Origin of the sequence: Mumia sp. zg.B21 (genome assembly GCF_019550855.1) — a bacterium.
Lineage (GTDB): Bacteria > Actinomycetota > Actinomycetes > Propionibacteriales > Nocardioidaceae > Mumia.
Genome location: NZ_JAHWCJ010000002.1, coordinates 179,004 through 204,796 on the forward strand (window position 1 = coordinate 179,004; position 25,793 = coordinate 204,796).

Consider the following 25,793-nt stretch of genomic DNA (forward strand, 5'->3'; position numbering starts at 1 on the left):
GCAGCGCCGCCAGGAGACCGAAGGCGTAGCGGGCGGTCTGGTCGACGTCACCGGATCGGGCTGCGTAGAGGAACATGAGCGAGGTCGCGAAGGCGGAGACGCCGATCACCACCGCCGCGACGGCGACGGTCGAGGGTTCGGCACCCAGCTCACGCAGCACCGCCCAGATCGATCCCACTCCGTCGTCGCGATAGAGCCACCGCCGGACCACCTCGGTCAGGGCGTCGCCCGACGAGGCGACGTACGACGCCAGCCCGCCGACCGCGAGGGTCACGGCCGCGACCCCGATAAGCCGGCCGGCCGCAGGCGCGTGCCGGACGAGCGCCGTGGCCGCCAGGGCGACCAGCACCACGATCGGCCACCACGCGGTGAGCGTCGCGACCGCGAGGATGACACCCGCCGTACGCGCCCGCCCCGACGTCCAGACCGCGAGCCCGAAGGCGACGAGGGCGACCCCGACGAGGTCCCAGCCCACCCCCAGCAAGAGCGCGACCACCGGCGAGGCCGCCAACGGCATCAGCGAGAGCGTGGGGTCGGACCACGTCGGCCAGGGGCGCAGGGCGTCGTGCACGCGCGATCGGCGCGCGGCTCGGGCGAGCGCCACGAGCGCGAGGAGCAGCGCGAGCAGCGAACCGAGCGCGACCACGCCGGTATACGCGACGGCCTCCCGGCGGACCTCGGGCTCCTGCCGGACCGTGTCCGGGTCCCGGCCGCCGCGGTCGGCACGGTCGGCACCGGTCACGGCCTGGACCAGCGAGGCTGCACCGTACTGCAGGATGCCGACGGGCACCGTCACCGCGTTGACCGGCCACCGCCCGCCGTCGTCGGACCACGGGAGGACGCCCTCGGCGAGGCCCGTGGTCACGTACTCTCCGGGAAGCTCGCTCGCGCACAGCCGCGCGTACGACGCCCCCGCCGGGACCGGGCTCGTGGAGAACCAGCGCTCACCGTCCGCGACCGCGCAGGGCGTCTTGGTGACGAGGCCGAGCGTCCCGACGAGGACGGCGGTCGCCAGCAGGATCCGGAGCGGGGTCCACCAGCGGTTCGGTCGGACCCGGCCCCCCGCCGGCTCCGCCATGGTCAGTCGCCGAATCCGCCGCCACCGGGACCGCCACCGCCACCGGGACCGCCGGTCTCCTCAGGGGGCTCCGTCGGCATGGTCGGCATGGTCGGCATGGTGGGCTCGGTGGGCATGGTGGGCTCGGTGGGGAGCGTCGGCTCGGGCTCCGTCGGGCGCGGCGGGCGGTTCGGACGCGGCGGGCGGGTCGGCCGCTCGGGGCGCGGCTTCTCCGTCTCCGGCGTCGCCGTGGGCTGCGGGACGTACGTCTTGCCCTTGGTCGACTTGATGTTGGCCGGCTCGGGGAACTCGCCGCACTCGTCGCCGTCGAGCACCTTGTCCATGAAGCTGGCGAAGGTCTTGGCGGGGTACTGGCCGCCGTAGAACGTCGGCATGTAGCCGTTGAGGGCCTCGTTGCCGTTCTTGCCGCGGACGTACATCACCGCGGTGGCGAGCTTGGGTGTGTAGCCGACGAACCACGAGCTGGAGACGTGGGCGTCGCCGACCTCTTTGCCCTTCTCGGTCTTCTGGAACGTCGCTGTGCCGGTCTTGCCGGCGGTCGGGCACATGGTGCGGCCGTTCGTGCCGCTGCCCTCGCCCACGACCTCCTGGAGCGCCTTCGTCACGTCGGCGGAGACCGCCGCGGAGAAGGCCCGCTTCGGGGCGACCTGGTGTCGGACGACGTCCTCGCCGCTGCGGTCGGTCACGCGCTCGATGACGTACCAGTCGTTCTGCTTGCCGTTGTTGGCGAAGGTGGCGTAGGCGGCGGCCATCTCGACGTTGGGAACGGGCGCGTATCCGAGCGAGACGACCGCCACGCTGGGGTCGTACCGCTTCGCGGCGGTGTCGGAGATGCCGGCCTTGCGCGCCGCGTCGATCGTCTTCTGGCCTCCGTCGTCCATCACGTCGTAGGTGAGGTCGACGAAGGCGGTGTTGACCGAGTCCTTGGTCGCGGCCTCGAGGGAGACAGGCCCGAAGGACTTGCCGCCCGAGTCGCCCTGGTTCTCGATCTCGGCGCCGTTCTCGAGGCGCAGCGGCGACGAGCCGTTGAGCTGCGTCTTGAGGCTGTAGCCGTCGCTGAGCGCTGCCGCCACCGCGAACGGCTTGAACGACGATCCCGGCTGCGACCCGAGCATCGCCCAGTTGAGCTGGCTCTTGAGGTAGTTGGAGCCGCCGTACATCGCGCGCAGCGCACCGGTCGCGGGATCGACGGAGGACAGCGCGACGTTGAGCTGCTTGAGGCCGTCCGGCTTCATCTCCTTGACCGTCTCGACGGCCGCCTTCTGCGCCTTGTAGTCGAACGTCGTGACGACCTTGAGACCACCGCCGGTGATCTGGGCGTCGCTGAGGCCCTCCTGCTTGAGCTGCTGCTCGGTCAGCCGCAGGAGGAAGCCCTTGGTGCCGCCGAAGCGGTTCGACTCCGCCTTCTTCTTCACCTTGGGGAGCTCGGCCGAGTACGAGGCGAACTCGTCGGAGGTGATCGCCCCGGTCTTCTCCATCCCGCCGAGCACGTACGTGTAGCGCGACATCAGACGATCGCGGTCGTCCTCGTCGTAGGGGTCGAAGGCGCTCGGGTTGTTGATGACCGAGGAGAGGAGGGCGGCCTGGGGTGCGGTCAGCTTTGCTGCCTTGTGGCCGAAGTAGGTCTGCGACGCCGCCTCGACGCCGTACGCGCCGTTGCCGAAGTAGATCGTGTTGAGGTAGCCCTCGAGGATCTCCTCCTTCGACATCTGGTTGTGCACCTTGATCGAGAGGAACGCCTCCTTGACCTTGCGGGCCATGGTGCGTTCCTGCGTCAGGTAGAGGACCTTGACGTACTGCTGGGTGATCGTCGATCCGCCGGAGGTCGTCTCCGACGTCGCGTTGTTACGCAGTGCGCGCGCGATGCCCTTGAAGTCGAGACCCTGGTTGGAGTAGAAGCTGCGATCCTCGGCGGCGATGACGGCCGACTTGATCGTCTCCGGCATGTCCTCGAAGTCGATCGAGGTCCGGTTCTGGGTCTGGAAGTCGCCGATCTTGTGCTTGCCGTCGGAGTAGTAGACCTTCGTGGTCTGCGTGAGGAACTCCGCGTTGGCGCTCGGGATCGCCACCGACCGATAGGCGAAGTAGAGACCCGCGATCGCCAGGACGAACAAGATCACGCCGGTGATCAGCGCCCACTTCACGATGCGGCGCCACAGCGGCTTCGTCGCCTTGTCGCCCTCACCAGCCGGGTCGGCGCGACGGGCGCGGGAACCACTCGAAGAGGGCTCGGCCCTCCGCGAGCGTGGGGTCACGGGTCGGCCGTGCGACTGGTCCGCCACGCGTCGTACTCCTCAAGTGTTGCTTCCGGGGGAGGGACCTGCCCTGAGTGCAGGCAAGGCCGTCAGGACCACGTACGAGACGCGACCCACCGGCCAAGTGTGCCCAATGGGTGGGTCGATCCAAAACCCCACCGCCGTCCCAGCGCAGGTTGACATCAGTTCGATGTATCGGCACGATATATCTCGTCGTCGCCTCACTGCCTCGACGTGAGCGTGGAGAGGAGTTGTCGTGGCCAGGCGCGGAGCTGCACTCGAGTTCGCCGTTCTGGGGCTGCTCCACGACACGCCGATGCACGGTTACGAGCTCCGCAAGGAGCTCAATGCCCTTCTGGGGTGGTCGAGGGTGCTGTCGTACGGCACGCTCTACCCCTGCCTCAAGGCACTCGGCAAGAAGGGCTACATCGTCGCCGACGAGCCTGCCGACACGGCAGCGAACCGGGGACGACGGGGCAAGATCGTCTACCGCCTCACCGCTGAGGGCAAGGAGCACTTCGCCGACCTGCTGGCGGCGCCGGGCCCCTCGTCATGGGAGGACGAGACCTTCGGCATCCACTTCGCTTTCTTCGCGCGCACGGACTCCCGGACCCGTGTGCGCATCCTCGAGGGACGACGGAGTCGTCTCGAGGAGCGGCTCGAACGCGTCCGGACCGCGGCACAGAAGCGCCGCGAGCGCCTCGACGCCTACACGCTCGAGCTGCAGCGTCACGGGCTGGAGTCGGTCGAGCGCGAGGTGCGCTGGCTGACGGGACTGATCGACGCGGAGCGGTCCGGCAGGCCGCCGGGCGACGAGCCGGAGGGCCCGACCAACACCACCATCCCGCCCCACCACGGCGGATAGGACGAGAGACGGGGTCGCGAGACCCCGAGGAGGAGGAACCCCATGGGTTCGGTACGCGTAGCGATCGTGGGCGTCGGCAACTGCGCCACGTCGCTCATCCAGGGCGTGGAGTACTACAAGGACGCGGACCCCGAGGGGGCCGTCCCCGGTCTCATGCACGTCCAGTTCGGTGACTACCACGTCAAGGACGTCGAGTTCGTCGCCGCCTTCGACGTCGATGCCAAGAAGGTCGGGTTCGATCTCGCCGAGGCCACGCAGGCCAGCGAGAACAACACGATCAAGATCTGCGACGTGCCGCCCCTGGGCGTGACCGTGCAGCGTGGCCCGACGCTCGACGGCCTCGGCAAGTACTACCTCGAGACCATCGACCAGTCCGACGCCGATCCCGTCGACGTCGTGCAGGTCCTCAAGGACACCGGCGCCGACGTCCTGGTGTCCTACCTGCCGGTGGGCTCGGAGCAGGCGGACAAGTTCTACGCGCAGTGCGCGATCGACGCGGGCGTGGCGTTCGTCAACGCGCTGCCCGTGTTCATCGCCTCCGACCCCGAGTGGGCCAAGAAGTTCGAGGACGCCGGCGTCCCGATCATCGGCGACGACATCAAGAGCCAGGTCGGCGCCACCATCACCCACCGCGTGATGGCCAAGCTGTTCGAGGACCGCGGGGTCACGCTGGACCGGACGTACCAGCTGAACGTCGGCGGCAACATGGACTTCAAGAACATGCTCGAGCGCGATCGCCTGGAGTCCAAGAAGGTCTCCAAGACCCAGGCCGTCACCTCGAACCTCACCGGCCCGCTGGCCGGCAAGGTCGACGACAAGAACGTCCACATCGGCCCGTCGGACTACGTCCAGTGGCTCGACGACCGCAAGTGGGCCTACGTCCGCCTCGAGGGTCGTGCGTTCGGCGACGTGCCCCTCAGCCTCGAGTACAAGCTCGAGGTCTGGGACTCGCCCAACTCCGCCGGCATCATCATCGACGCGATCCGTGCCGCCAAGATCGCCAAGGACCGTGGCATCGGTGGCGCGCTGATCTCGGCGTCGTCCTACCTGATGAAGTCGCCGCCGGTCCAGCGCCCCGATGACCTGGGACGCAAGATGCTCGAGGCCTTCATCGCCGGAGACGAAGAGCGCTAGCGAGCGCAGCGGTCGGCCGAGGTACGAGGCCGCCCGCGCAGGACACCACCTCCCACGAACGGCGCGGTCCCCCTGGTCGGGGCCGCGCCGTTCGGCGTCTCCCCCCGATGTCGGCGCTCACCCTCAGGTCAGGAGACCCGGTCACCCGAGGCCACGTACTCCCAGTGCCACGGCTCCGGCCGTGACCCCCCTGGCCGGGCCCACGACGGCAGGGCCCAGCCGTACGACGGCGCGTTCGCGTTCATCCAGCTCCACGCGCTCGTGCCCGCCGCACCGTCTCCGGCCGTGCAGAGGTCGAGGGCCAGCCCCAGGCCGTGGTTGCTGGTGCCAGGAGGCGCGACCATGCCGGGATTGCCCGCGTGCATCGTGGCCTGCTGCGCATAGCTGCGGTAGCCGTTGTTGACGCAGGGATAGCGGCCGAACGCCTTCGTGAAGTCCTCCTGGAGCCTCGCCCACGCCTCCGCGGCGTCCGCCCGAAGCTGGACGCCCGAGCCGGGCACCGCGCACAGCGCGGACGCCGGGAGGCGGCCGTTCGGTCCGGACGGCTGGGCACCCCCGGAGGCGCAGTCGGCGATGATCGTCAACCGCTCGGCCACGGCGCGCCCCGCGGCGCTCAGGTCACCGGTGACACGCAACCGGTCCTCCTCGTGCGACGACCGGCGCGCGTCCTCGGCCCGGACGGCGCTCAGGTGGGCCGCGGCCGCTGCGGCGTCTGCACGCTGCTGCTGCACGTGGTCGACCACGGGGATCGCGGCGGCGACGGCCGCGACCAGGACGAGGATCACCGCAACCGTCCGGTACGGCGGTCGTCGAGACCGCCTGGGTCGATCGGCACGGCGGCCGCCGGCAGGCGTCGTGGTGCGGCGTCGATCGGTGCGAGGTCGCTCGGTACGGCGCGAATCGGTACGGCGATCGCTCGGGGCGGTGCTCGATGCCGCAGTCGGCGACACGGGTGACGGCTCCGCCGCCGTGGGCGGAGCAGAGTGCCGTCCGCCCACCGGTGATCCCCTCGTCCCTCCCCGCGCACGTCACCCTAGCGACGCGACATCCCCGAAGGCCACGGATTGACACCTTTCTGCCTCGCCGCGCGAGGTGCTTGCCCAGACGGCGAGGCAGCGAGAGGGTCGGTCGGATGACGAGACCGACGACCCGCTTCGTGACCTGGACCGGCGCCGAGGACGATCCCGCCCGCCTGGAGTCGGCGACCCTGTCGCTCGCCGACAGCCGGCTGACGGCACGGGGCACCTCTCGGGCCTCCTCGTACGCCGTGGCCTGGTCGCTCACCACGGGCGACGCCTGGGTGACACGGCGCCTCGACCTGTCGGTCCACGGTGACGGGTGGTCCAGGACGCTCGCCCTCGTCCGCGACGATGCCGGATGGACCGGGACGGGGGCGGCGCACGGGTCCGGAGGCCCGCAGAGCCCACCTGGGCTGGCCGACCCCGACTCGGTCGCCGAGGCGCTCGACTGCGACATCGCGCTCTGCCCCGTGACGAACACGATGCCGGTCCTGCGCCACGGGCTCGTCTCGAACGGTCCGGGACCGGAGATCCCCCACGTCATGGCATGGGTGGACGTGCCGTCGCTGACCGTGATCAGGAGCGATCAGATCTATCGCGCACTCACGCCGTACGACGACGCCGACGGGCACGCCGTCGTGCGCTACGCCAGCGCGAGCCGCGACTTCGTCGGCGACCTCACTGTGGACGTCGACGGCATCGTGGTCGACTACCCGGAGCTGGCGTACCGGGCAAGCGTGACGTCGGCCGTCCGTTAGGCGCCGTCGCGCCCCGCCCACCAGGCGACCAGCGCCTCGCGGGCGTCGTCCTCGCTCAGCGGCCCGCGGTCGAGGCGCAGGTCGAGCAGGAAGCGGTACGCGTCGCCCACCACACGGCCCGGTCCCACGCCGAGGATCTCCATGATCTGGTTTCCGTCGAGGTCCGGGCGGATCTTGTCCAGCTCCTCGGCCTGGGCGAGCTGGTCGATCCGGTCCTCGAGGTCACCATAGGTCCGCTGGAGCCGCTCGGCCTTGCGGCGGTTGCGGGTCGTCGAGTCGGCACGGGTCAGGATGTGGAGCCGCGCGAGCTGGTCGCCGGCGTCGCGGACGTAGCGACGGACGGCCGAGTCGGTCCACTCGCCGGTGCCGTAGCCGTGGAAGCGCAGGTGCAGCTCGACGAGCAGGGCGACGTCGTCCACGATCTCGTTCGAGAAGCGCAGTGCGCGCAGCCGCTTGCGCGCGAGCTTGGCACCGACGACGTCGTGGTGGTGGAACGTCACGGTGCCGTCCTCGAGGAAGCGGCGCGTACGGGGCTTGCCGACGTCGTGCAGCAGCGCCGCAAGCCGGGTCACGAGGTCCGGTCCACCGCCGGGGAGCCGCACCTCCAGCGCGATCGCCTGCTCCAGGACGGTCAGCGAGTGGTCGTACACGTCCTTGTGACGGTGGTGCTCGTCGCGCTCCAGCCTCAGCGCGGGCAGCTCCGGGAGCACGTAGGCGGCGATGCCGGTGTCGACCAGCAGCGTCAGACCGGGACGGGGGTGCTCGCCGAGCAGCAGCTTGCTGAGCTCGTCGCGGACGCGCTCCGCGGAGACGATCGTGATGCGCTCGGCCATCACCGTCATCGCCTCGACGACCTCGTCGACGGGCGTGAACCCGAGCTGCGAGACGAACCGTGCGGCCCGCATCATCCGCAACGGGTCGTCGTCGAAGGACTGGGTCGCCGCGACGGGCGTCCGGAGCAGCTGCGCCTCGAGATCGGCGAGCCCTCCGAACGGGTCGACGAAGGTGCGGGTGCCGAGCAGGTACGCCATCGCGTTGACGGTGAAGTCGCGCCGGGAGAGGTCGCCCTCGAGCGAGTCGCCGTAGTCGACCTGCGGCTTGCGTGAGGCAGGGTCGTACTTCTCGCTGCGGTAGGTGGTGATCTCCACGTGAACGTCGCCCTTGCGCGCCGCGAGGGTGCCGTACTCGCGGCCGACGTCCCACGTGGTGTCCGCCCATCCCTCAAGCAGGGCCTCGACATCGTCGGGTCGCGCCGAGGTCGTCAGGTCCCAGTCCTGCGAGGGCCGCCCCAGGACCGCGTCGCGCACGGGACCGCCCACGAGAGCGAGGGTGTGACCCGCGTCGGCGAAGCGTCGGGCGAGCTCTCCGACGGCCGGAGTGGTCTCGAGGAGATCGGTCACGGCGGCGGCGGGATCGCGCAGCGCAGGGGAAGAAGAGGCGGTGGCCATGACCCACCACTCTACGTGGGCGACGCAGGCGCCGTGACCGCTCGCTCTAGCATTGGCCCCGATGACACGCGTCGATGACTGCTCCTCCCGACCCGCGCGCCGACGTACGGCGTGGGCGGCGGTCGCGACCGTGCTTGCTGCCCTGCTCGTGGGCCTCCTCCCCGCCGTCGCTGCCGCGCCGGCCCAGGCGGCGGACTCCGACCGGCTCTCGGTCACCATCGACGCACTCTCGCCGACCGTGCTGGGTCCCGGCGGGACGCTGACGCTCAGCGGTCGCATCACCAACCCGTCCTCGGGATCGTGGAGCCGTCTGCGCGTGCACCTCGTGATGCCGCCCGTCCCGCTCACCGACCAGACCGCCGTTGACAACGCGCTCGCCTCGCCCACACCGCTGGTCACGGGCACGCGCTTGACGTCCCCGTCGGCCGTCGTGTCGGCCGGCGACCTGGCCCCCGGCGACACGACGACCTTCCGGCTCCAGGTCTCTGCCTCCGAGCTCCCGCTCACCACCGCAGGCGTCTTTCCCGTCGGCGTGCACGTGCTGGCGACCGGTGAGGACGCCGAGCGTTCGAGCGACGCTGTGGGACGTGCCTACACCGTCGTGCCGTACGTCGGTGAGGAGCGCACGGCTCCGACACAGGTCTCGGTCGTGTGGCCGTTCGTCGCGCCCGTGCAGCGTGACGAACGCAGCCGCTACGTCGACACGTCCGCGCTCGTGGACGCCGTCTCCCCCGGTGGTCGCCTCCGGCGGCTCCTGGACCTTGCGCGGTCCGAAGACTCCTCCCCGAGCACGGTCCTGATCGATCCCGCGCTCCTCGACGCCCTGCGCGACATCGCCAACGACTCCTATGGGCCGGTCCGGCCCAACGGGCCCGGTGGCGCCGCGCCGTACGCCGCCGGTGACGTCCCCGCCGAAGCCACCAGCGCGGCGCAGCGGGCGCGCCTCTTCCTCGACGAGCTCGTCGCGTACGCCGGGCGGCACTCCGTCTGGGCGGTGCCCTACGGTCGTCCGGACGTGTTCGCGATCACCCGTCGTGCCGCCGGCGACCCCGGTACGACGGTCGTGCAGGCCGCTCGGCGCGCGACCGAGGCGACGCTCGCCCAGTTCGGCCTGACCGCGCGCATCGTCACGTGGCCGCCCAGCGGGATCACCAACGGCAACCGGATCAACGGGTCACGCCGGCTCGGTTCCACCGCGTCGCTGGTCTCGCCCGAGGTGCTCTCCGGGTGGTCGCCCGCCGACAGCACCGCACTGAGCGCGACCATCGGCGGCGAACCGATGAGCCTCGTCGTGCTCGACCCGACGCTGGCGCAGGACGAGGGCTCGACCAGCTCCACCCTGGGCCTGCGCCAGCGCGTGGCCGCGCGGGCAGCCCTGGGGTCCCTCGGATTCGGGTCGCGGCACGTGGTCGTCGTACCCGGCGTCTCCTTCGACCCCGGGAGCGAGTGGTCTCGGGCGCAGTTCCACGACCTCTTCGAGCCCCGATGGGTCCGGCCCGTCGGCGCCGACGCCCAGGTCGGGGCGGACTCGCAGGCATGGAGAGGGCGCGTACGCCTTCCCCCCAAGGCCAACCAACGCGCCATCTCGCAGGATCAGGTCCAGGCCGCCGCGCGGATCGTCACCAACGGGCGCGTCGTGAGCCAGCTTCTCGGCGACGACGAGCGGCGCAACATCTTCTACGACCAGAGCGCGGCGCTCGCCGCCTCCCAGGACTGGCGGTCGGCACGCACACGAGGCCTGCAGCACGCCGAGTCGCAGGCCGAGGCGGTCGAGAGGATCCTCGAACGCGTGAGCGTCTCCGCGTCGTCGTTCGTCACGCTCTCGGGATCGTCGGGGCGGTTCCCGATCACCATCACCAACCAGTTGGGATCGCCGGTGACGGTCGGAGCGAGATTCACCTCCGACGACAGTGCCGCGCGCATCGACGACATCCTTCCGCAGGAGGTCGGGGCAGGGCAGAGCGTCACGATGACGGTCACCGCCGACGTCGGCCAGGCGACCACCACGACCTTCGGCGTGTCGCTCGTGACCACCGACGGATCGACCGTCGGGGACGAGGTGCGTTTCACCGTCCGTTCGAGCGTGGTGGGTCGTGTCATCTGGGTCTTCCTCGGCCTTGCGACGCTTCTGGTCGTCCTCGCGGTCGTTCGTCGCGTGGTGACGGGCCGCAAGGTCGAGACGCTCGACGACGAGCCAGGTGACGGGACTCCTGAGACGCCGTCCGAGACTGCCACCGTTCCGACACGCCCGGCGCGGGAGCCGGACGCATGAGCAAGCACCGCCGCGCCCGTCGCGAGAAGCGCCGCGTCACCCCCGTCGCCCTCGTCACCGCTCGCGAGGCCCCCCTGGCCGCCGAGGCGGTCGAGGCGACCGAGGAGGTCGACGAGACGAGCGACGCCGTCGCGGAGGCCGTGCGCCGTACGTCGACCGGTCTGCTGTCGGCCAGCGTCCTGATGGCCGCGGGCACCCTCGTCTCCCGGCTGTCGGGATTCGTCCGGTCTGCGCTGATCTTCGCCGCGATCGGCGCGAGCCTGAACGCCGACATCTTCACCGGCGCCAACACGATCCCCAACGCGCTCTACGTCCTGCTCGCGGGGGGCGTGTTCAACGTCGTCCTGGTCCCGCAGCTGGTGCGGGCGATGAAGAACGACAGCGATGGCGGCGAGGCGTACGCCCAGCGGATCATCACGCTCGGCCTGCTCGTCCTCGGCATCTCGACCGTCGTGCTCGTCATCGCGGCGCCTCTGCTCGTGAGGGTCGTCTTCGACAGCCGCCTGTTCGACCCCGGCAACGAGGACGCGCTGTCGTCGGCGTACGCGTTGATGCGCTACTGCCTCCCGCAGATCTTCTTCTACGGCGCCTTCGTCCTCGTCGGCCAGATCCTCAACTCCCGGGGCCGCTTCGGGCCGATGATGTGGGCGCCGATCGTCAACAACCTGATCTCCTGCGCCATCCTCGTCACCTACATCGTGCTGTACGGCGAGAGCAACGGCTCGGGCGGTTTCACCGGACCGCAGGAGCTGCTGCTCGGCGTCGGCTCGACGGTCGGGATCGCGGCCCAGGCCCTCGTGCTGCTCCCCTACCTGCGAGCCGCCGGCTTCCACTACCGTCCGCGGTTCGACTTCCGTGGGGTCGGGCTGGGCCACACGCTCAAGCTCGGCGCGTGGACGCTCGGCTTCATCCTGGTCAACCAGGTGATGTTCGTGGTCATCACCCGCATCGGCACCAGCGCCGGCCTCCTCGCGATCACCGACGGCAACCCTGATCCCGCGGGGACGACGGTCTACGCGAGCGCCTTCCTCATCACCCAGGTCCCGCACGGGGTGATCACCGTCTCGCTCGTCACCGCGACCATGCCGCTCATCTCACGGCTCGCCGCCGAGGGCGACCTGCGCCAGATGAGGAACGAGGTCCAGAACAACATCCGATCGGTGCTGGCACTCCTCGCGCCGATCGCCGTCGCCGTCTTCGCGCTCTCCGGACCGCTCGGCACCGTTGTCGGCTCCTGGGGCTCGATGGAGGGCAACACCGAGACGATCAGCACCACGATCGCCGCGTTCGCCCCGGCGATCATCTTCTTCTCGCTGCACTACATGAGCCTTCGCGGCTTCTATGCGCTCGAGGACACTCGCACGCCGTTCTTCATCCAGATCGTGCTGGCGACGGTCAACATCGGGCTCGCGGTCACGCTCGCGTCCCAGGTGGAGCCCAGCGCGATCGCGCCCACGCTCGCGGTGGCGTACGGGGGGGCGTACCTGGTGGGTTCACTGCTGTCCATCACCGTCTTGTCGACGCGCATCGGGCCCGTCCTCGACGTACCCTCGCTCGTCTACCTCCTGCGGCTCGTGGCCGCCTGCGTCGTGACGATGGCGGTCATGCTGATGCTGTCCGCCTTCCTCCTGGAGCCGCTCGGCCTGGACAGCGTGGGCAAGATCGACGCGCTCCTGGCGCTGGTCGGCGTCGGCGGGATCGGGGCCGGCGTCTATCTCGCGCTGGCGTGGCTGCTGCGGATCCGTGAGGTCACGGCGGTCGTCCGAACGGTTCTGCGCCGCTGACGGACGACCGGCTGCTCCCCGGATAACATGAGGTGTGGACCAGACCGCGGCACTCAGCTCGGGCCTCCTGCTGTCTGGGCGCTACCGCCTCGACGACCTCATCAAGGAGTCGGGGGGTGCGGTGACGTGGAAGGCCTACGACACTGTCCTCGACCGCGCCGTCGGCATCCAGGCGGTCCGGGCCGACGACCGGCGCGCCACGGCCTTCGTCATCGCCGCAGGGCGCTCGACCGCAGTCTCCGACCCGCGCTTCCTGCGGGTGCTGGACATCGTCGAGGGTGACCACGGCCATACCTACCTGATCCGCGAGTGGGCGCGCGCCGTCTCTCTCGACCACGTCCTCGGGCCCTCCACGCTCACCAACGCGCGTTCGACCCACGTGGTTCTTGAGCTCGCCGACGCCTTCGCCGACGCCCACGAGGCCGGCGTCTACCACCGTCACCTCCGCCCAGCGACGGTGCTGCTGAAGGACAACGGCGGCATCCGCATCATCGGTCTCTCGACCGACCACGCACTCCGGTCGGCCCACCACGACGTCGACGACGCCGACGTCGGCTACGCCGAGCAGCTCGACGTCGAGGCGCTGGGCAAGATCCTCTACGCCTGCCTCACCGGTCGCTACCCGGGTGAGGACGAGCTGCTCGCTCCCGCACCACGCGAGCACGGTCGGCTCCTGCGGCCGCGGCAGGTCCGTGCCGGCGTGTCGCACGACGTCGACACCGTGTGCGACAGGATCCTCGGTCGGCCTCCTCGCCACCACCGACCACCGCTGCGGACCGCTCGTGACGTCGCGCTCGAGCTGGCCATGACCGGCGACGACGATCCGGCCGATCCCGAGGCGACCGGCGCCTCCTCGCCGGATCTGTACCGTCACGACCCCGTACGCTCCGCGCTCTCCGAGCCCCCGCCGGCGGTCAACCCGCCGAAGCCTCGTCCGGCTGCTTTCGCACCCACCCCGCCGACGCCGATGGAACGCGGGTTCTCGAAGGTTCGACGCTCGGCGAAGGGCGAGCGCAAGCTCATCTGGCTCGCGCTGGTCGTCATGGTGGTCCTGGCCGCTGCGGTGACGTTCATCCTGGGTCGTGTCTCGGCGCCGTCCGCGCAGTCTCCGAGCGGCAGCGGGGAGGTCCCCGAGGTCAGCCGCTCGATCGTGGACTTCGGCGTGAAGGACGTGGTCTCGTTCGATCCGCCGCCCGACGGCGACGGCGACGAGAACCCCGGCCAGGCGGAGCTCGCGGTCGACGGCGATTCCTCGACCGCGTGGACCACCCGTGAGTACTACCGGCGCAACGACCTCGGTGGGCTCAAGGACGGTGTCGGGCTGCTCGTCGACCTCGGCCGCTTCCGTGACGTCACGGCGATCCAGGTCGACTTCGGCGCGTCGCCCACCTCGTTCCGTGTCTATGCCGCACCTGGCCGCAAGCGTCCTCCCACCGGGACCGGGCAGATGGAGCGCATCGGTGGCTACTCCGACGCGCCCAGCGGCGCATCCGTGTCCCTCTCGCAGGCGGTCTCGACCCGCTACCTCCTGATCTGGCTCACACGGCTCCCCGAACGCGAGTCGGACATCTACGAGGGTGCCGTCTCGGAGCTCACCGTCCGAGGGCTGGAGTAGCCGCGGCGCCCCGGACGGCCGCGTCGTCGTCCAGGAATGGTCCGGACCTAGGATGCGTTGTGAGGGTACGGCCCCAAACCGTACTGTTCTTGACACCGAAGGCGGAGCATGTCCACTGACGTACGCAACGTGATCATCATCGGCTCGGGTCCTGCCGGTTACACGGCAGCGATCTACACCGCACGCGCGAACCTCGCGCCGTTGGTCTTCGAAGGGTCCGTCACGGCCGGTGGTGCCCTCATGAACACGACCGACGTCGAGAACTTCCCGGGCTTCCCCGAGGGCATCGAGGGTCCGGCGTTGATGGACAACCTCCGCCAGCAGTCTGAGCGTTTCGGCGCCGAGCTGGTGGCCGACGACGTCGTCGAGGTCGACCTGACGGGCGCGGTCAAGATCGTCCGTACCGCGACCAGCGAGCACCATGCCCGGGCGGTCATCCTCGCCATGGGCTCCGGCTACCGCAAGCTGGGCGTCGACGGGGAGGACCGGCTGTCCGGCCGCGGCGTCAGCTGGTGTGCGACCTGTGACGGCTTCTTCTTCCGCAAGCAGGAGATCGTGGTCGTGGGCGGCGGTGACTCCGCTGTCGAGGAGGCCACCTTCCTGACCCGCTTCGCCGACAAGGTCACCCTCGTCCACCGCCGCGAGGAGCTGCGCGCAAGCAAGATCATGCAGGAGCGGGCGTTCAAGAACGACAAGATCGAGTTCGCCTGGAACTCGCGGGTCAAGGAGATCCGAGGGGAGCTGTCGCTCGAGGGCGTCGTCCTCGAGGACACCGTGACGGGCGAGGAGCGCTTCCTTCCGGCGACCGGCCTGTTCATCGCGGTCGGTCACGACCCGCGGTCGGAGCTCCTCAAGGGTCAGGTCGACCTCGACGCCGAGGGGTACGTCCTCGTGCAGCCCGGGTCGACCCGCACCAACGTCCCCGGAGTCTTCGCCTCGGGTGACCTCGTCGACCACACCTATCGGCAGGCGATCACCGCTGCCGGCACCGGCTGCTCGGCCGCCCTCGACGCCGAGCGCTACATCGCAGACCTCGAGCACGCCGATCTCGTGACCAGCTGATCGCCCGATCAGGTGCTCGGAATCCCGCGACACCCCCGGGTGTTGCAGAAGACACATTGATGGACGCCGTACCGCCAACCGAAGGGGTAGCCACTGTGGGCAACATCCAGGCCGTCACCGACGCCGAGTTCCAGACCACCGTCCTGGGCTCCGACAAGCCCGTGCTCGTCGACTTCTGGGCTGAGTGGTGCGGGCCGTGCCGCCAGGTCTCCCCGATCCTCGAGGAGATCGCCGCAGAGCACGGTGACAAGATCACCATCGTCAAGATGAACGTCGACGAGAACCCTCAGACGCCCGCCTCGTACCGCGTGACCTCGATCCCGACGCTCAACGTCTACCAGAACGGCGAGATCGTGCAGTCGATCATCGGCGCCAAGCCCAAGAGCCTGCTGCTCAAGGAGCTCGACGCGTTCGTCGGCTGACGTCCTCGGGCGTGACCGCCCGCCGACCGCAGCGCAACTGAGAGGGCCCCGGCATCATTGATGCCGGGGCCCTTCTGTGCTCCGCCCGTGCGCTCACGGTCCCGGCGACGTTGATGTGTCGACGTTGATTTGTCGACAAATCTCTAAGTCGATGTGGTGCGCGACCCGGCGTCCTCAGGCTCAGTCGCCGGAGGGTGCGTCCGGCGAGCCCGCTGCGATGTCTGCGGGATCCATCAGGGTGACGATGCGCTCGAGGTCGTCGATCGAGGCGAACTCGACCGTGATCTTGCCCTTGGTCTTGCCCAGATCGACCTTCACCCGCGTGTCGAAGCGGTCCGCGAGGCGGTCGGCCAGATCGACCAGCTTCGGAGCGACCGGCCGGCGAGGCCGCTGGCGGGGTTCAGCGTCGGGCTCATCTCCTTCACCGAGCGCGACGAGCTCCTCCAACGCGCGGACCGAGAGACCTTCGGCCACCACCCTCTGCGCGAGCCGGTCCTGGCGGGCGGGATCGGTGACGGCGACGAGGGCACGCGCGTGGCCCGCGCTGATCACGCTGGCGGCAACTCGACGCTGGACCGCCGGGCTCAACCGCAGGAGCCGCAGGGTGTTGCTGATCTGCGGTCGGGATCGGCCGATGCGTGTCGCCAGCTCGTCGTGCGTGCATCCGAAGTCATCCAGGAGCTGCCGGTAGGCCGCGGCCTCTTCGAGGGGGTTCAGCTCCGACCGGTGCAGGTTCTCCAGCAACGCGTCGCGCAGGAGGTCCTGGTCGGAGGTGTCCCGCACGATGGCGGGGATGACCTCGAGCCCGGCGGCCTTCGTCGCTCGCCAGCGGCGCTCGCCCATGACGAGCTCGAACGTCTCGTCGCCGACCGACCGGACGACGACCGGCTGAAGAAGCCCGACCTCTTGGATCGAGTGGACGAGCTCGGCCATCGCGTCTTCGTCGAAGACCTCGCGGGGCTGACGCGGGTTCGGGGCGACCTTGTCGACCGGGATCTCAGCGAAGTAGGCGCCAGCGACGGCTGTGAGGCCCTGCTCGGCACCGGAATCCGCACCGGCATCCTGTCTGGCGTCCAGACCCGCGTCGAGCCCGTCGGTGACGTGCGCGTCCTGGTGCCGTCCACCGGCGTCAGAGCTTGAGGCTGCCCGGGTATCCGCGTCGGGCTCCGTGGTCGGATCGGTGGTCAGTGTGGACGTTGCTGTCGGGGAAGCCGCCGTTTCACGTGAAACAGAGGGCGCCGTGGGGATCAAGGCACCGAGGCCTCGCCCGAGTCCGCGGCGTTGCTGGCTCATTCGTGTGCTCCTTGGTCGGCGCCTGCACGCGCTCCGGCGTCGGCGATCTCTCGGGCCGCCTCCAGGTAGGCCAGGGAACCCGGCGAGCTCGGGTCGTACGTGATGACAGTCTGCTGATAGCTGGGTGCTTCCGAGATCCTGACCGAGCGCGGAATGGCCGTCTTGAGCACCCGATCGCTGAAGTAGGCACGGACTTCGTCGGCGACACCCGCGCTCAGTCGCGTACGGGCGTCATACATCGTGAGGAGGATCGTGCTCAGGTTGAGCGCCGGGTTGAGCTGCTCCTGGACCATGTCCACCGTCTTCACCAGCTGACTGAGGCCCTCCAGTGCGTAGTACTCGCACTGGATCGGGATCATGACCTCGCGGGCTGCGACCAACGCGTTCACGGTCAGGAGACCCAGCGACGGCGGGCAGTCCACATAGACGTAGTCGTACGGCCGGCTCTTCTCCGCATCGGAAGCCAAGAACGCCTCGAGTGCTCGTCGCAGTCGGTTCTCGCGTGCCACCATCGGGACGAGCTCGATCTCCGCGCCCGCCAGCGCGATCGAGGCGGGGAGGACGTCAAGATTGTTGACGTCGGGACACGGCTGGATCAGGGACTCGATGCTTTGTCCGTCGACGAGGACCTCATAGACACCAGCGGTCTCCGCGTCGTGCTCGACCCGAAGCGCCGTGGAAGCGTTGCCCTGGGGGTCCAGGTCGATCACGAGGACGCGTTGACCGTGTGTCGCCATCGCAGCCGCCACATTGACCGTGGTGGTGGTCTTGCCGACGCCGCCCTTCTGGTTCGCGACGACGATCACGCGCGTCGCCGTAGGACGCGGCATCGGGTCGTGCTTCTCCGCCAGCTGCTGGCGCATCAGTGATGCGGCGACTTCCTGAGCGAGCGGCGTGTCGGCGGCGATGTCACCGCCGTGCGCGAGGTCGGACGCGCGTGGGAACGCCGGGGGACGGTCAGTGTCGTTCACGCGGGCCACTCCTCGTGGTTCGTCTTGGTTTCACGTGAAACCGGGGGTTGCTGCCAGCCAACCGGGCCGCGCGTGAGGTCTGCCGGGAGCGGGTTGACCTTGGAGCTGATCCACGGATAGCCCAACCCGGACGCAATCTTGTCCTGCATTCAGCCCACCTTGTCGATCATCACCATCGTCGTGGGAGTGTCGACGACTCCCTCACCGTACGTGGTGACTCGCGCATTTGTCCCCTTCGCCGCGCGGACTGTGGACTGTGCCTCACGGATCTCCTCAGCAGCCGACGATCCCTTGATCGCCCACATCTGGCCGCCCGGTCGGACCAGTGGCAGCGACCACCTGGCCAGCTTGTCGAGAGCCGCCACCGCGCGAGACGTCACGATGTCGTACTGCGTACGGACGTCCTCAGCGCGAGAACGAAGAACTGTCACGTTGTCCACACCGAGGTCGGAGGCGACCTCCTCGAGGAAGCTCGTCCGGCGAAGGAGCGGCTCGATGAGCGTCATCGCGACGTCGGGCCGGGCGATCGCCCAGACCATGCCCGGCAGCCCTGCCCCGCTCCCGATGTCGGCCACGCTGGCGCCGGCGGGGAGAGCGGGCGCGACCACACCGCAGTTGAGGATGTGGCGCTCCCAAAGACGCGGAACCTCCCGTGGGCCGATCAGACCGCGGACGACACCGGCGTCAGAGAGCATGTCGACATAGGCAGACACCACCTCGACGCGGTCACCGAAGATGATCCGGGCCGCGTCGGGGGGCGATGTTCCACGTGAAACATCCATCTGCACCGTCAGTCAGCCAGGATGACGACGCGTCGCTCGGGCTCCTCGCCCTCGGACTCGCTCACGAGCCCTGCGGCCGCCACGGCGTCGTGCACGACCTTGCGCTCGAACGGCGACATCGGCGCGAGCCGTGCCGGCTCGCCAGACTCCCGCACCGAAGCGATCGCCGACTCCGCAATCTGCTGCAGCTCCTCGCGGCGCTTCGCGCGGAATCCCTCGACGTCGAGCATCAGACGGCTGCGCTCGCCAGTCTCACGCAGCACGGCCAGCCGAACCAGCTCCTGGAGGGCCTCGAGGACCTCTCCATCCCGTCCGACGAGCATCCCCAGGTCTCCCCCGACGATGGAGACGGAAGCCCGATTGCCTTCAACGTCCATGTCCAGGTCGCCGTCGAGATCGGCGATGTCGAGGAGCTCCTCAAGGAAGTCGGCTGCGATGTCGCCCTCGTTCTCGAGACGCTCGAGCCGCTTGCTTCGCGACGGCTCGTCACCCGTCGGGTCGGTCGCCATGTCCACTGCTTCGGTCTCTCGCGACGTGTCTGTCACGACGTCACACCTCCCTGCCCGGACTCTTCGCCCGGCGCACTCTCGTCACCCCGCGAAGCGTCGCCCGGACGGCTCTCGCCGCGGGGACCGCTTCCCTTCTTGCGCTGCTCGCGCGACTGCTTCTTCGGCTGCTGGCGCCGCGGACCCGGCTTCTCCTCGGCGACGGGAGCCTCGGGCTCGACCTCGACCACCTTGCCGCGCTTGGTGTCGCGCTGCTGCTTGGCCTCGAAGGCCGGGGTGCCCGGAGCCGGGTTGTTGCGGATCACATAGAACTGCTGGCCCATCGTCCACGCGTTCGAGGTCGTCCAGTAGATGAGAACGCCGACGGGGAACGCGACACCGCTGATCGCGAAGACAAAGGGAAGGACGTAGAGGAGGAGCTTCTGCTGCTGGGCGTACGGGCCGGTGAGCGCATCCGCAGGCATGTTCTTGGACATCAGCTGACGCTGAGTGAGGAACGTCGATGCGGTCATCAGCACGACGAGCACCGCGCAGACGATCTTGACGTGCACGCTGTCGTCGGTGAAACGGCTCGCGATCTGGACGCCCAGGAAGGTCGCCTCGCGGATGGAGTCGGCCTGATCCTGACTCAGAACGCCGTACGTCTTGCCGCCGGCCGCGCCGTTGATCACCCGGAACAACGCGAAGAAGATCGGCATCTGCAGGATCAGCGGCAGGCACGACGCGAACGGGTTCGTCTTGGCCTCGCGGAACAGCTTCATCTGCTCCTGGGCCATGCGCTCCCGGTCGTGCCCGTACTTCTTCTGGAGCTCGCGGATCTTGGGCTGCAAGATCTGCATGTTGCGGCTGGCCTTGATCTGCTTGACGAACAGCGGGATCAAGAGCATCCGGATCGTCACGGTGAGCCCGATGATGGACAGCGCCCAGGTCCACCCCGAGTCCGTGTCCATGCCGATCTTGGTGAACAACCAGTGCCAACCCACCATGATCGCGGAGACCGGGTAGTAGAGCACCTGCATGATGGCGTCGAAGAAGTCGCCGATGGCGGAGAACATCAAACCCCTCGGGATGGAGTCGCGGATGATCCGGCGGATGCGGATCGTGGGGGAACGGGATCGTAGCCACCGGCCGCCCAAGGATGGCAACGGGCGACACGTCGGGCAGCCATCCAGCTGCCTCGAAGTGCGCCGTGCTCCTCGACCGCGGTGAGTGCGTAGGCCGAGCAGGAAGGATAGTACCGACAGACCTGCCCGTACATCGGACTGATCGCGAAGCGGTAGGCCTTCAGGAGGGCAACGAGTACGGGCTTCATGACGGGGCCACCGGCGTCGAGGAGGCGGAAGCGCCCGACAGCCTGCCGAAAGCCTTGTCGACGTCCGAACCGAGCTCGGCGCTCGACTTCCGGGCAGAGGCCGGCAGTGCCCGGAGGACGAGGTCGGTGCCTCCGGGGATGTCGGCGAGACGAGCAGCGACGACTCCCCGCAGGCGCCGCTTGACCGTGTTGCGGGTCACTGCGTCGCCGACCTGCTTGCCGACCACGAATGCCACGCGCACCGGCTCCTGAGGAGAACGAGCCCCGAAACGAACGTGGGCGAGGACCGTGCGGGATCCCGCACGACGTCCTCGCCTCATCGTTGTTCGGATGTCGTCGCTCGTACGGAGTCGGTGCCGCGAGCTCAGCACCGGACTACCAGCACGGCTCAGGCCGACAGACGCTCGCGGCCCTTGCGGCGACGGTCCGCCAGGATCGCGCGGCCGGCGCGGGTGCGCATACGCAGGCGGAAGCCATGCTTGCGCGCGCGGCGGCGGTTGTTCGGCTGGAAGGTGCGCTTGGTCACGGGAGTGCTCCCCATCGTGTCTCGGACCGCAACGCTCGCGGTCATCGGGTACTGGGCGTCAGAGATGTGCCGGTTCGACGGCCACCGCCCGCCCACGTAGGTGGACAGTGACTGTCCGTACGTAGGCATGCGGCAGGTGTCGATACGGTCGACCTCACCACGGTACGCGGTCCCTCCACAGCGGGTCAAACCGGCCTACACCCGTGACCACCCCCACGTCCAGGGGCCACGCCGGAACCCCGGGTTGCGGGATGTCCTGGACCCTGTGGACAATCGGGTGTCGGTGACTCTCTCGGGCTGTTAGCGTCCCGGGGACCACCGGTATCCACAGGGTACGTCGCGACCCACGGATACCCAGAAAGCGCTGTGATGACGGGGATCTCAGCGCTGGGACCAGTAAGTCCACACATTGTGGATAACTATGTGGACGCCTGTTCCGTCACGGAGCCGGAGATTGGGGCCAACATGGACGATGAGCAACAGCCCGGCAGCACTGATCGGCTCGACGGCGCCACTCTGCACCAACGGTGGAACGCGATCACCGAGGTGCTCCCGGTCACGACGCGGGCGTGGGTGACCAGCTCGGTGCCCATCACGCTCCACGAGAACACCCTGCTCGTCGGCGTACCCAACGACTTCACCCGCACGCAGATGGAGGCCCGTCTGCGCCCCCAGCTCGAGCAGGCGCTGTCCGACTCGTTCGGCCGGCCGATCCGGATCGCCGTGACGGTCGACCCGAACGTCCTCCCTGCAGGCAACCGGTTCGACGAGAACGACTCGGAGCCCGACATCGATTTGTCGACAAGTCGAGAAGGCGATCCGGAGTCCGACAGGGTGGGGTCGGCCGACAGGGTCACCGGGGACGGCCAGTTCGGCGGCCACAGCACTCACGGCGGTCCACGCTCCTCAGCGCCCCCGTACCGCGACCAGTCCTATGACCGAGACCTGGCTCGCGACCGAGACCTGGCTCGTGACGAGCCGCAACGACGTGAACCTCCCCACCGAGAGCCTGCCCCGGCCGACGACGACCCGACCCGCGGCGCGACGCCGGCCTTCGTCCCGACGACGAGCCGTGCCCGCCCGCCGCAGCACGTCCGCGCAGCAGAGACCCGCCTCAACCCGCGCTACCACTTCGAGAACTTCGTGATCGGCTCCTCCAACCGGTTCGCGCACGCGGCCGCCGTCGCTGTCGCCGAGGCGCCGGGACGCGCCTACAACCCGCTGATGATCTATGGCGAGTCCGGCCTGGGCAAGACTCACCTCCTGCACGCCATCGGCCACTACGTGCGCAGCCTCTATGCCAACGCCCGGGTGCGCTACGTCAGCACCGAGGAGTTCACCAACGACTTCATCAACGCCATCCGTGACGACCGGATGCCCGCGTTGCAGCGTCGCTACCGAGACACCGACGTCCTTCTCATCGACGACATCCAGTTCCTCGAGGGCAAGATCCAGACCCAGGAAGAGTTCTTCCACACCTTCAACACGCTCCACGGGTCCAACAAGCAGATCGTCATCACCTCCGACCGTCCTCCGCGTGGTCTCGAGTCCCTCGAGGACCGCCTCCGCAGCCGGTTCGAGTGGGGTCTGACGACGGACGTCCAGCCTCCGGACCTCGAGACGCGCATCGCGATCCTGAGCAAGAAGGCAGAGATCGAGAAGCTCACCGTCCCGCCCGAGGTCCTGGAGTTCATCGCGAGCCGGATCCAGACCAACATCCGTGAGCTCGAGGGTGCCCTGATCCGCGCCACGGCGTTCGCCAGCCTCAACCACCAGGCCGTCGACCTGACGCTCGCGGAGATCGTGCTCAAGGACCTCATCCCCGACGGGGGTGAGCCGGAGATCACGGCGGGCCTGATCATCGCTCAGACCTCGGCCTACCTCGAGTACTCGATCGAGGAGCTCTGCGGGGCCAGTCGGTCCCGCGGCCTCGTCCAGGCGCGACAGATCGCGATGTACCTCTGCCGAGAGCTGACCGAGCTCTCGCTCCCCAAGATCGGCCAGCACTTCGGTGGGCGCGACCACACGACCGTCATGCACGCCGACCGCAAGATCCGCACGCTGATGGCGGAGCGCCGCACCGTCTTCAACCACGTCACGGAGCTCACCAACCGCATCAAGCAGCAGGCTCGCCAGGCTGGCTGAGTGCCTCGAGGACGCTCGCATCTTGCGGACAAGGGCCGGTACGACACCTCGTACCGGCCCTTTTTTGGGTTATTTCCAGTACCCACATCTGGGGATACCCCTGGGGATAAACCCGTTGTTCTGTCCACAGGCGGCACGTGAGCGGTGTGCGACCTGGGGATCCCTCAACCATCGTCCACGGGCCCGCACAGCTCGTACGGCCGTCGTCCACAACGTCCGCGCAGGCCAACCTCGCTGCTGACCTGCAGGGATGACAGTTGTCCACGTTGTGCACACCCCCTACGACTAACACGAGAAGAACAATCTCCCCTCGTTCGTTCGAAGTCATCCACAGCCCAGACCTGGGGATGACGAATCACAAGATCCCTGAGTAGTCGCCCGAGCCGGAGCCGTGGCAGGATTCCAGGAAACATGTCATTCCCCGGCCGCAGTCGCGGCCGACCCACCCGTCCGGAGGCACATCGCTGTGAAGTTCCGCATCGACCGCGACGCCTTGGCCGACGCAGTGGCCTGGACGGCACGGAGCCTGCCGACTCGTCCGACCGTCCCGGTGCTCGCCGGGATCATGGTCGAGAGCACCGACGGCGGCATCGCGCTGTCGGGATTCGACTACGAGACCTCGGCCCGCTCGACCGTCGACGCGGACGTCGCCGACGACGGACGCGCCTTGGTCTCCGGTCGGCTCCTCGCCGACATCTGCAAGTCCCTGCCGTCGCGTCCCGTCGACGTGGCGGTCGATGGCACGAAGGTCTCGGTCGTGTGCGGCAGCAGCCGTTTCAGCCTCCAGACGATGCCGGTGGAGGACTACCCGCAGCTTCCTGCGATGCCGACGTCGTCGGGCACGGTCAGCTCGGACGACTTCGCGACCGCCGTCGCACAGGCCGTCGCCGCGGCCGGCCGCGACGACGTCCTCCAGCTCCTCACCGGCGTCCGGATCGAGCTCGAGGGCTCGTCGATCTCGCTGCTCGCGACCGACCGCTTCCGAGCCAGCCTCCGCGAGCTCTCATGGTTCCCGGAGAACCCCGACACCTCCGCGACCGCGGTGGTGCCGGCCCGCTCGCTCTCCGACATCGCGAAGTCGTTCACCTCCGGCGGCGAGCTGACGATGGCGGTCGCGACCGGAGAGCAGGGCCCCGGCCTCATCGGGTTCGAGGGCTCGACGATCTCCGGCACACGACGCACCACCACCCGGATGCTCGAGGGCGAGTTCCCCAAGGTCCGCCAGCTGTTCGCTGCCAATGCTCAGACGGTCGCCTTCGTCGACCGCCAGGAGCTCATCGACGCCGTCCGCCGCGTGTCGCTGGTCGCCGAGCGCAACACGCCGGTCCGGTTGACGTTCTCCGACAACCAGGTCCTGCTCGAGTCGGGCAGCGGCGACGACGCTCAGGCACAGGAGACGCTCGAGGCGCGGGTGGAGGGCGACGACATCGTGGTCGGCTTCAACCCGACGTTCCTGCTCGAGGGACTCCTGGTGATGACCGAGCCCGCCGTCCACCTGGCCTTCACCCAGGCCAGCCGCCCCGCGACGCTCGCCGGCGTGCAGGAGCTGGGCGGGGAGCCCAACATGTCCTTCAGGTACCTCATCATGCCGATGCGCCTGCCTGGCTGATCGCCTCCACGGACCCCTTCTCCGCAGGATCCCGCTCGACACGACTCCAAGGAGTGCCATGGACATCGGACTGGTCGGTCTCGGCAAGATGGGTGGCAACATGCGTGAGCGCATGCGCCGGTCTGGGATCGAGGTCGTCGGGTACGACCGCAACCCGCAGCTCGGTGACGTCGCCTCGCTGGGCGCGCTCGTCGACGCCCTGGCGTCGCCGCGGGTGGTCTGGGTCATGGTCCCCGCGGGCGACCCGACGCACGAGACGGTCGCTCAGCTCCGCGACCTGCTCGGCGAGGGCGACGTGGTCGTCGACGGTGGCAACTCCCGCTGGACCGACGACCTCCGCCACGCTGCGGAGCTGGCCGAGAAGGGGATCGGCTTCGTCGACTGTGGCGTGAGCGGCGGGGTGTGGGGTCTCGAGGAGGGGTACGCCCTCATGGTCGGCGGCTCTCCCGACGACATCGCCAAGGTGGCACCGGCCTTCGAGGCGCTGCGGCCGAGCCCCACCACGGGCTACGTCCGCGCCGGCGGTGTGGGCGCCGGTCACTTCGCCAAGATGGTCCACAACGGCATCGAGTACGCGATGATGCAGGCCTACGCCGAGGGCTACGAGCTGCTCGACAAGGTCGACCTCGTCGAGGACGTCACCGAGGTGTTCGCGTCGTGGCGCGAGGGGACGGTGGTCCGCTCGTGGCTGCTCGACCTGCTCGTCAAGGCGTTGGAGGACGACCCCGGTCTCACCAACATCCGTGGCTACGCCGAGGACTCCGGCGAGGGACGCTGGACCGTCGAGGCCGCCATCGACAACGCGGTGCCGACGCCGGCGATCGCCGCCTCGTTGTTCGCACGGTTCGTCTCGCGACAGGACGACTCCCCTTCGATGAAGGCGGTCGCCGCGATGCGCAACCAGTTCGGCGGACACGCGGTGAAGTCGGAGTAGCCG

At 69.1% G+C, this 25,793-nt stretch carries 22 protein-coding genes; 11 read left to right on the forward strand and 11 right to left on the reverse strand.

What is annotated here, in order from left to right; all coding sequences use genetic code 11:
• Positions 1-1,080: 1,080 nt before the first annotated feature.
• Entirely contained in the window at positions 1,081-3,360 is a 2,280-nt protein-coding gene (locus KV100_RS09595; RefSeq protein ID WP_220342738.1) for a transglycosylase domain-containing protein, read from the reverse strand.
• 229 nt (positions 3,361-3,589) lie between these two features.
• Between KV100_RS09595 and KV100_RS09600 the strand changes: the two genes are divergently transcribed.
• Together KV100_RS09600 and KV100_RS09605 are read left to right on the forward strand one after the other, a co-directional pair.
• On the forward strand, positions 3,590-4,198 hold the full coding sequence (locus KV100_RS09600; RefSeq protein WP_220342739.1) for a PadR family transcriptional regulator: 609 nt from the start codon (positions 3,590-3,592) through the stop codon (positions 4,196-4,198).
• A 42-nt stretch (positions 4,199-4,240) separates the two neighbouring features.
• Positions 4,241-5,332: an inositol-3-phosphate synthase gene (locus tag KV100_RS09605; RefSeq protein WP_220342740.1), complete on the forward strand. Its 1,092-nt coding sequence runs from the start codon at positions 4,241-4,243 to the stop codon at positions 5,330-5,332.
• 128 nt (positions 5,333-5,460) lie between these two features.
• Here KV100_RS09605 and KV100_RS09610 read toward each other — a convergent pair whose 3' ends face one another.
• Complete coding sequence (locus KV100_RS09610; protein WP_220342741.1) at positions 5,461-6,117, reverse strand: D-alanyl-D-alanine carboxypeptidase family protein; 657 nt, start codon at positions 6,115-6,117, stop codon at positions 5,461-5,463.
• A 347-nt stretch (positions 6,118-6,464) separates the two neighbouring features.
• Between KV100_RS09610 and KV100_RS09615 the strand changes: the two genes are divergently transcribed.
• The gene (locus KV100_RS09615) at positions 6,465-7,109 is read left to right on the forward strand and encodes a putative glycolipid-binding domain-containing protein (protein ID WP_220342742.1); all 645 of its coding nucleotides are present in this window, start codon (positions 6,465-6,467) and stop codon (positions 7,107-7,109) included.
• Here KV100_RS09615 and KV100_RS09620 read toward each other — a convergent pair.
• Positions 7,106-8,557 carry a CCA tRNA nucleotidyltransferase gene (locus KV100_RS09620; RefSeq protein WP_220342743.1) on the reverse strand — a complete coding sequence of 484 codons (1,452 nt, stop codon included), beginning with the start codon at positions 8,555-8,557 and terminating at the stop codon, positions 7,106-7,108. The genes KV100_RS09615 and KV100_RS09620 overlap by 4 nt on opposite strands.
• A gap of 61 nt (positions 8,558-8,618) precedes the next feature.
• Here KV100_RS09620 and KV100_RS09625 point away from each other — a divergent pair, with 61 nt between their 5' ends.
• From KV100_RS09625 to trxA, 5 genes are all read left to right on the forward strand, one after another.
• Positions 8,619-10,829 carry a DUF6049 family protein gene (locus KV100_RS09625; RefSeq protein WP_220342744.1) on the forward strand — a complete coding sequence of 737 codons (2,211 nt, stop codon included), beginning with the start codon at positions 8,619-8,621 and terminating at the stop codon, positions 10,827-10,829.
• Entirely contained in the window at positions 10,826-12,613 is a 1,788-nt protein-coding gene (murJ, locus tag KV100_RS09630) for a murein biosynthesis integral membrane protein MurJ (RefSeq protein WP_220342745.1), read from the forward strand. Before KV100_RS09625 ends, murJ begins: the two co-directional genes overlap by 4 nt.
• Positions 12,614-12,647: 34 nt before the next feature.
• Positions 12,648-14,228, forward strand: a complete 1,581-nt coding sequence (locus tag KV100_RS09635; protein ID WP_220342746.1) for a protein kinase family protein — start codon at positions 12,648-12,650, stop codon at positions 14,226-14,228.
• Positions 14,229-14,336: 108 nt separating this feature from the next.
• Entirely contained in the window at positions 14,337-15,290 is a 954-nt protein-coding gene (gene trxB, locus KV100_RS09640; protein ID WP_220342747.1) for a thioredoxin-disulfide reductase, read from the forward strand.
• Positions 15,291-15,385: 95 nt separating this feature from the next.
• Positions 15,386-15,712, forward strand: a complete 327-nt coding sequence (gene trxA / locus KV100_RS09645; protein WP_374197344.1) for a thioredoxin — start codon at positions 15,386-15,388, stop codon at positions 15,710-15,712.
• 180 nt (positions 15,713-15,892) lie between these two features.
• Here trxA and KV100_RS09650 read toward each other — a convergent pair whose 3' ends face one another.
• From KV100_RS09650 to rpmH, 8 genes are all read right to left on the reverse strand, one after another.
• Positions 15,893-17,005, reverse strand: coding sequence for a ParB/RepB/Spo0J family partition protein (locus tag KV100_RS09650; protein WP_220342749.1), 1,113 nt, complete (start codon positions 17,003-17,005; stop codon positions 15,893-15,895).
• The gene (locus KV100_RS09655) at positions 17,002-17,976 is read right to left on the reverse strand and encodes a ParA family protein (RefSeq protein WP_374107000.1); all 975 of its coding nucleotides are present in this window, start codon (positions 17,974-17,976) and stop codon (positions 17,002-17,004) included. The genes KV100_RS09650 and KV100_RS09655 overlap by 4 nt, the downstream gene beginning before the upstream one ends.
• 149 nt (positions 17,977-18,125) lie before the next feature.
• A complete protein-coding gene (gene rsmG / locus KV100_RS09660) occupies positions 18,126-18,758 on the reverse strand; it encodes a 16S rRNA (guanine(527)-N(7))-methyltransferase RsmG (RefSeq protein WP_220342750.1) in 633 nt (210 codons plus the stop codon).
• 8 nt (positions 18,759-18,766) lie between these two features.
• On the reverse strand, positions 18,767-19,267 hold the full coding sequence (locus KV100_RS09665) for a R3H domain-containing nucleic acid-binding protein (protein WP_220342751.1): 501 nt from the start codon (positions 19,265-19,267) through the stop codon (positions 18,767-18,769).
• A gap of 32 nt (positions 19,268-19,299) precedes the next feature.
• Positions 19,300-20,319 (reverse strand): membrane protein insertase YidC, encoded by a 1,020-nt coding sequence (gene yidC / locus KV100_RS09670; protein WP_220342752.1) that lies wholly within the window; start codon positions 20,317-20,319, stop codon positions 19,300-19,302.
• A complete protein-coding gene (gene yidD, locus KV100_RS09675) occupies positions 20,319-20,576 on the reverse strand; it encodes a membrane protein insertion efficiency factor YidD (protein ID WP_220342753.1) in 258 nt (85 codons plus the stop codon). Before yidD ends, yidC begins: the two co-directional genes overlap by 1 nt.
• Positions 20,573-20,947, reverse strand: coding sequence for a ribonuclease P protein component (rnpA, locus tag KV100_RS09680; protein ID WP_220342754.1), 375 nt, complete (start codon positions 20,945-20,947; stop codon positions 20,573-20,575). The genes yidD and rnpA overlap by 4 nt, the downstream gene beginning before the upstream one ends.
• A gap of 17 nt (positions 20,948-20,964) precedes the next feature.
• The gene (gene rpmH / locus KV100_RS09685) at positions 20,965-21,102 is read right to left on the reverse strand and encodes a 50S ribosomal protein L34 (protein ID WP_220342755.1); all 138 of its coding nucleotides are present in this window, start codon (positions 21,100-21,102) and stop codon (positions 20,965-20,967) included.
• Positions 21,103-21,567: 465 nt separating this feature from the next.
• Between rpmH and dnaA the strand changes: the two genes are divergently transcribed.
• From dnaA to gnd, 3 genes are all read left to right on the forward strand, one after another.
• Positions 21,568-23,247 (forward strand): chromosomal replication initiator protein DnaA, encoded by a 1,680-nt coding sequence (dnaA, locus tag KV100_RS09690; protein ID WP_220342756.1) that lies wholly within the window; start codon positions 21,568-21,570, stop codon positions 23,245-23,247.
• Between the two features lie 466 nt (positions 23,248-23,713).
• On the forward strand, positions 23,714-24,856 hold the full coding sequence (gene dnaN, locus KV100_RS09695; protein WP_220342757.1) for a DNA polymerase III subunit beta: 1,143 nt from the start codon (positions 23,714-23,716) through the stop codon (positions 24,854-24,856).
• A gap of 58 nt (positions 24,857-24,914) precedes the next feature.
• The gene (gnd, locus tag KV100_RS09700) at positions 24,915-25,790 is read left to right on the forward strand and encodes a phosphogluconate dehydrogenase (NAD(+)-dependent, decarboxylating) (RefSeq protein WP_220342758.1); all 876 of its coding nucleotides are present in this window, start codon (positions 24,915-24,917) and stop codon (positions 25,788-25,790) included.
• Positions 25,791-25,793 lie beyond the last annotated feature (3 nt).

Excerpts from the sequence above, each read along its gene's own strand:
- KV100_RS09605 (WP_220342740.1), top strand. The coding sequence starts at position 4,241 with ATGGGTTCGGTACGCGTAGCGATCGTGGGCGTCGGCAACTGCGCCACG.
- KV100_RS09615 (WP_220342742.1), top strand. The coding sequence starts at position 6,465 with ATGACGAGACCGACGACCCGCTTCGTGACCTGGACCGGCGCCGAGGAC.
- KV100_RS09620 (WP_220342743.1), bottom strand. The coding sequence starts at position 8,557 with ATGGCCACCGCCTCTTCTTCCCCTGCGCTGCGCGATCCCGCCGCCGCC.
- KV100_RS09625 (WP_220342744.1), top strand. The coding sequence starts at position 8,619 with ATGACACGCGTCGATGACTGCTCCTCCCGACCCGCGCGCCGACGTACG.
- murJ (WP_220342745.1), top strand. The coding sequence starts at position 10,826 with ATGAGCAAGCACCGCCGCGCCCGTCGCGAGAAGCGCCGCGTCACCCCC.
- trxB (WP_220342747.1), top strand. The coding sequence starts at position 14,337 with ATGTCCACTGACGTACGCAACGTGATCATCATCGGCTCGGGTCCTGCC.
- KV100_RS09650 (WP_220342749.1), bottom strand. The coding sequence starts at position 17,005 with ATGAGCCAGCAACGCCGCGGACTCGGGCGAGGCCTCGGTGCCTTGATC.
- rsmG (WP_220342750.1), bottom strand. The coding sequence starts at position 18,758 with ATGGATGTTTCACGTGGAACATCGCCCCCCGACGCGGCCCGGATCATC.
- KV100_RS09665 (WP_220342751.1), bottom strand. The coding sequence starts at position 19,267 with ATGGCGACCGACCCGACGGGTGACGAGCCGTCGCGAAGCAAGCGGCTC.
- yidC (WP_220342752.1), bottom strand. The coding sequence starts at position 20,319 with ATGTTCTCCGCCATCGGCGACTTCTTCGACGCCATCATGCAGGTGCTC.
- yidD (WP_220342753.1), bottom strand. The coding sequence starts at position 20,576 with ATGAAGCCCGTACTCGTTGCCCTCCTGAAGGCCTACCGCTTCGCGATC.
- dnaA (WP_220342756.1), top strand. The coding sequence starts at position 21,568 with ATGGACGATGAGCAACAGCCCGGCAGCACTGATCGGCTCGACGGCGCC.
- gnd (WP_220342758.1), top strand. The coding sequence starts at position 24,915 with ATGGACATCGGACTGGTCGGTCTCGGCAAGATGGGTGGCAACATGCGT.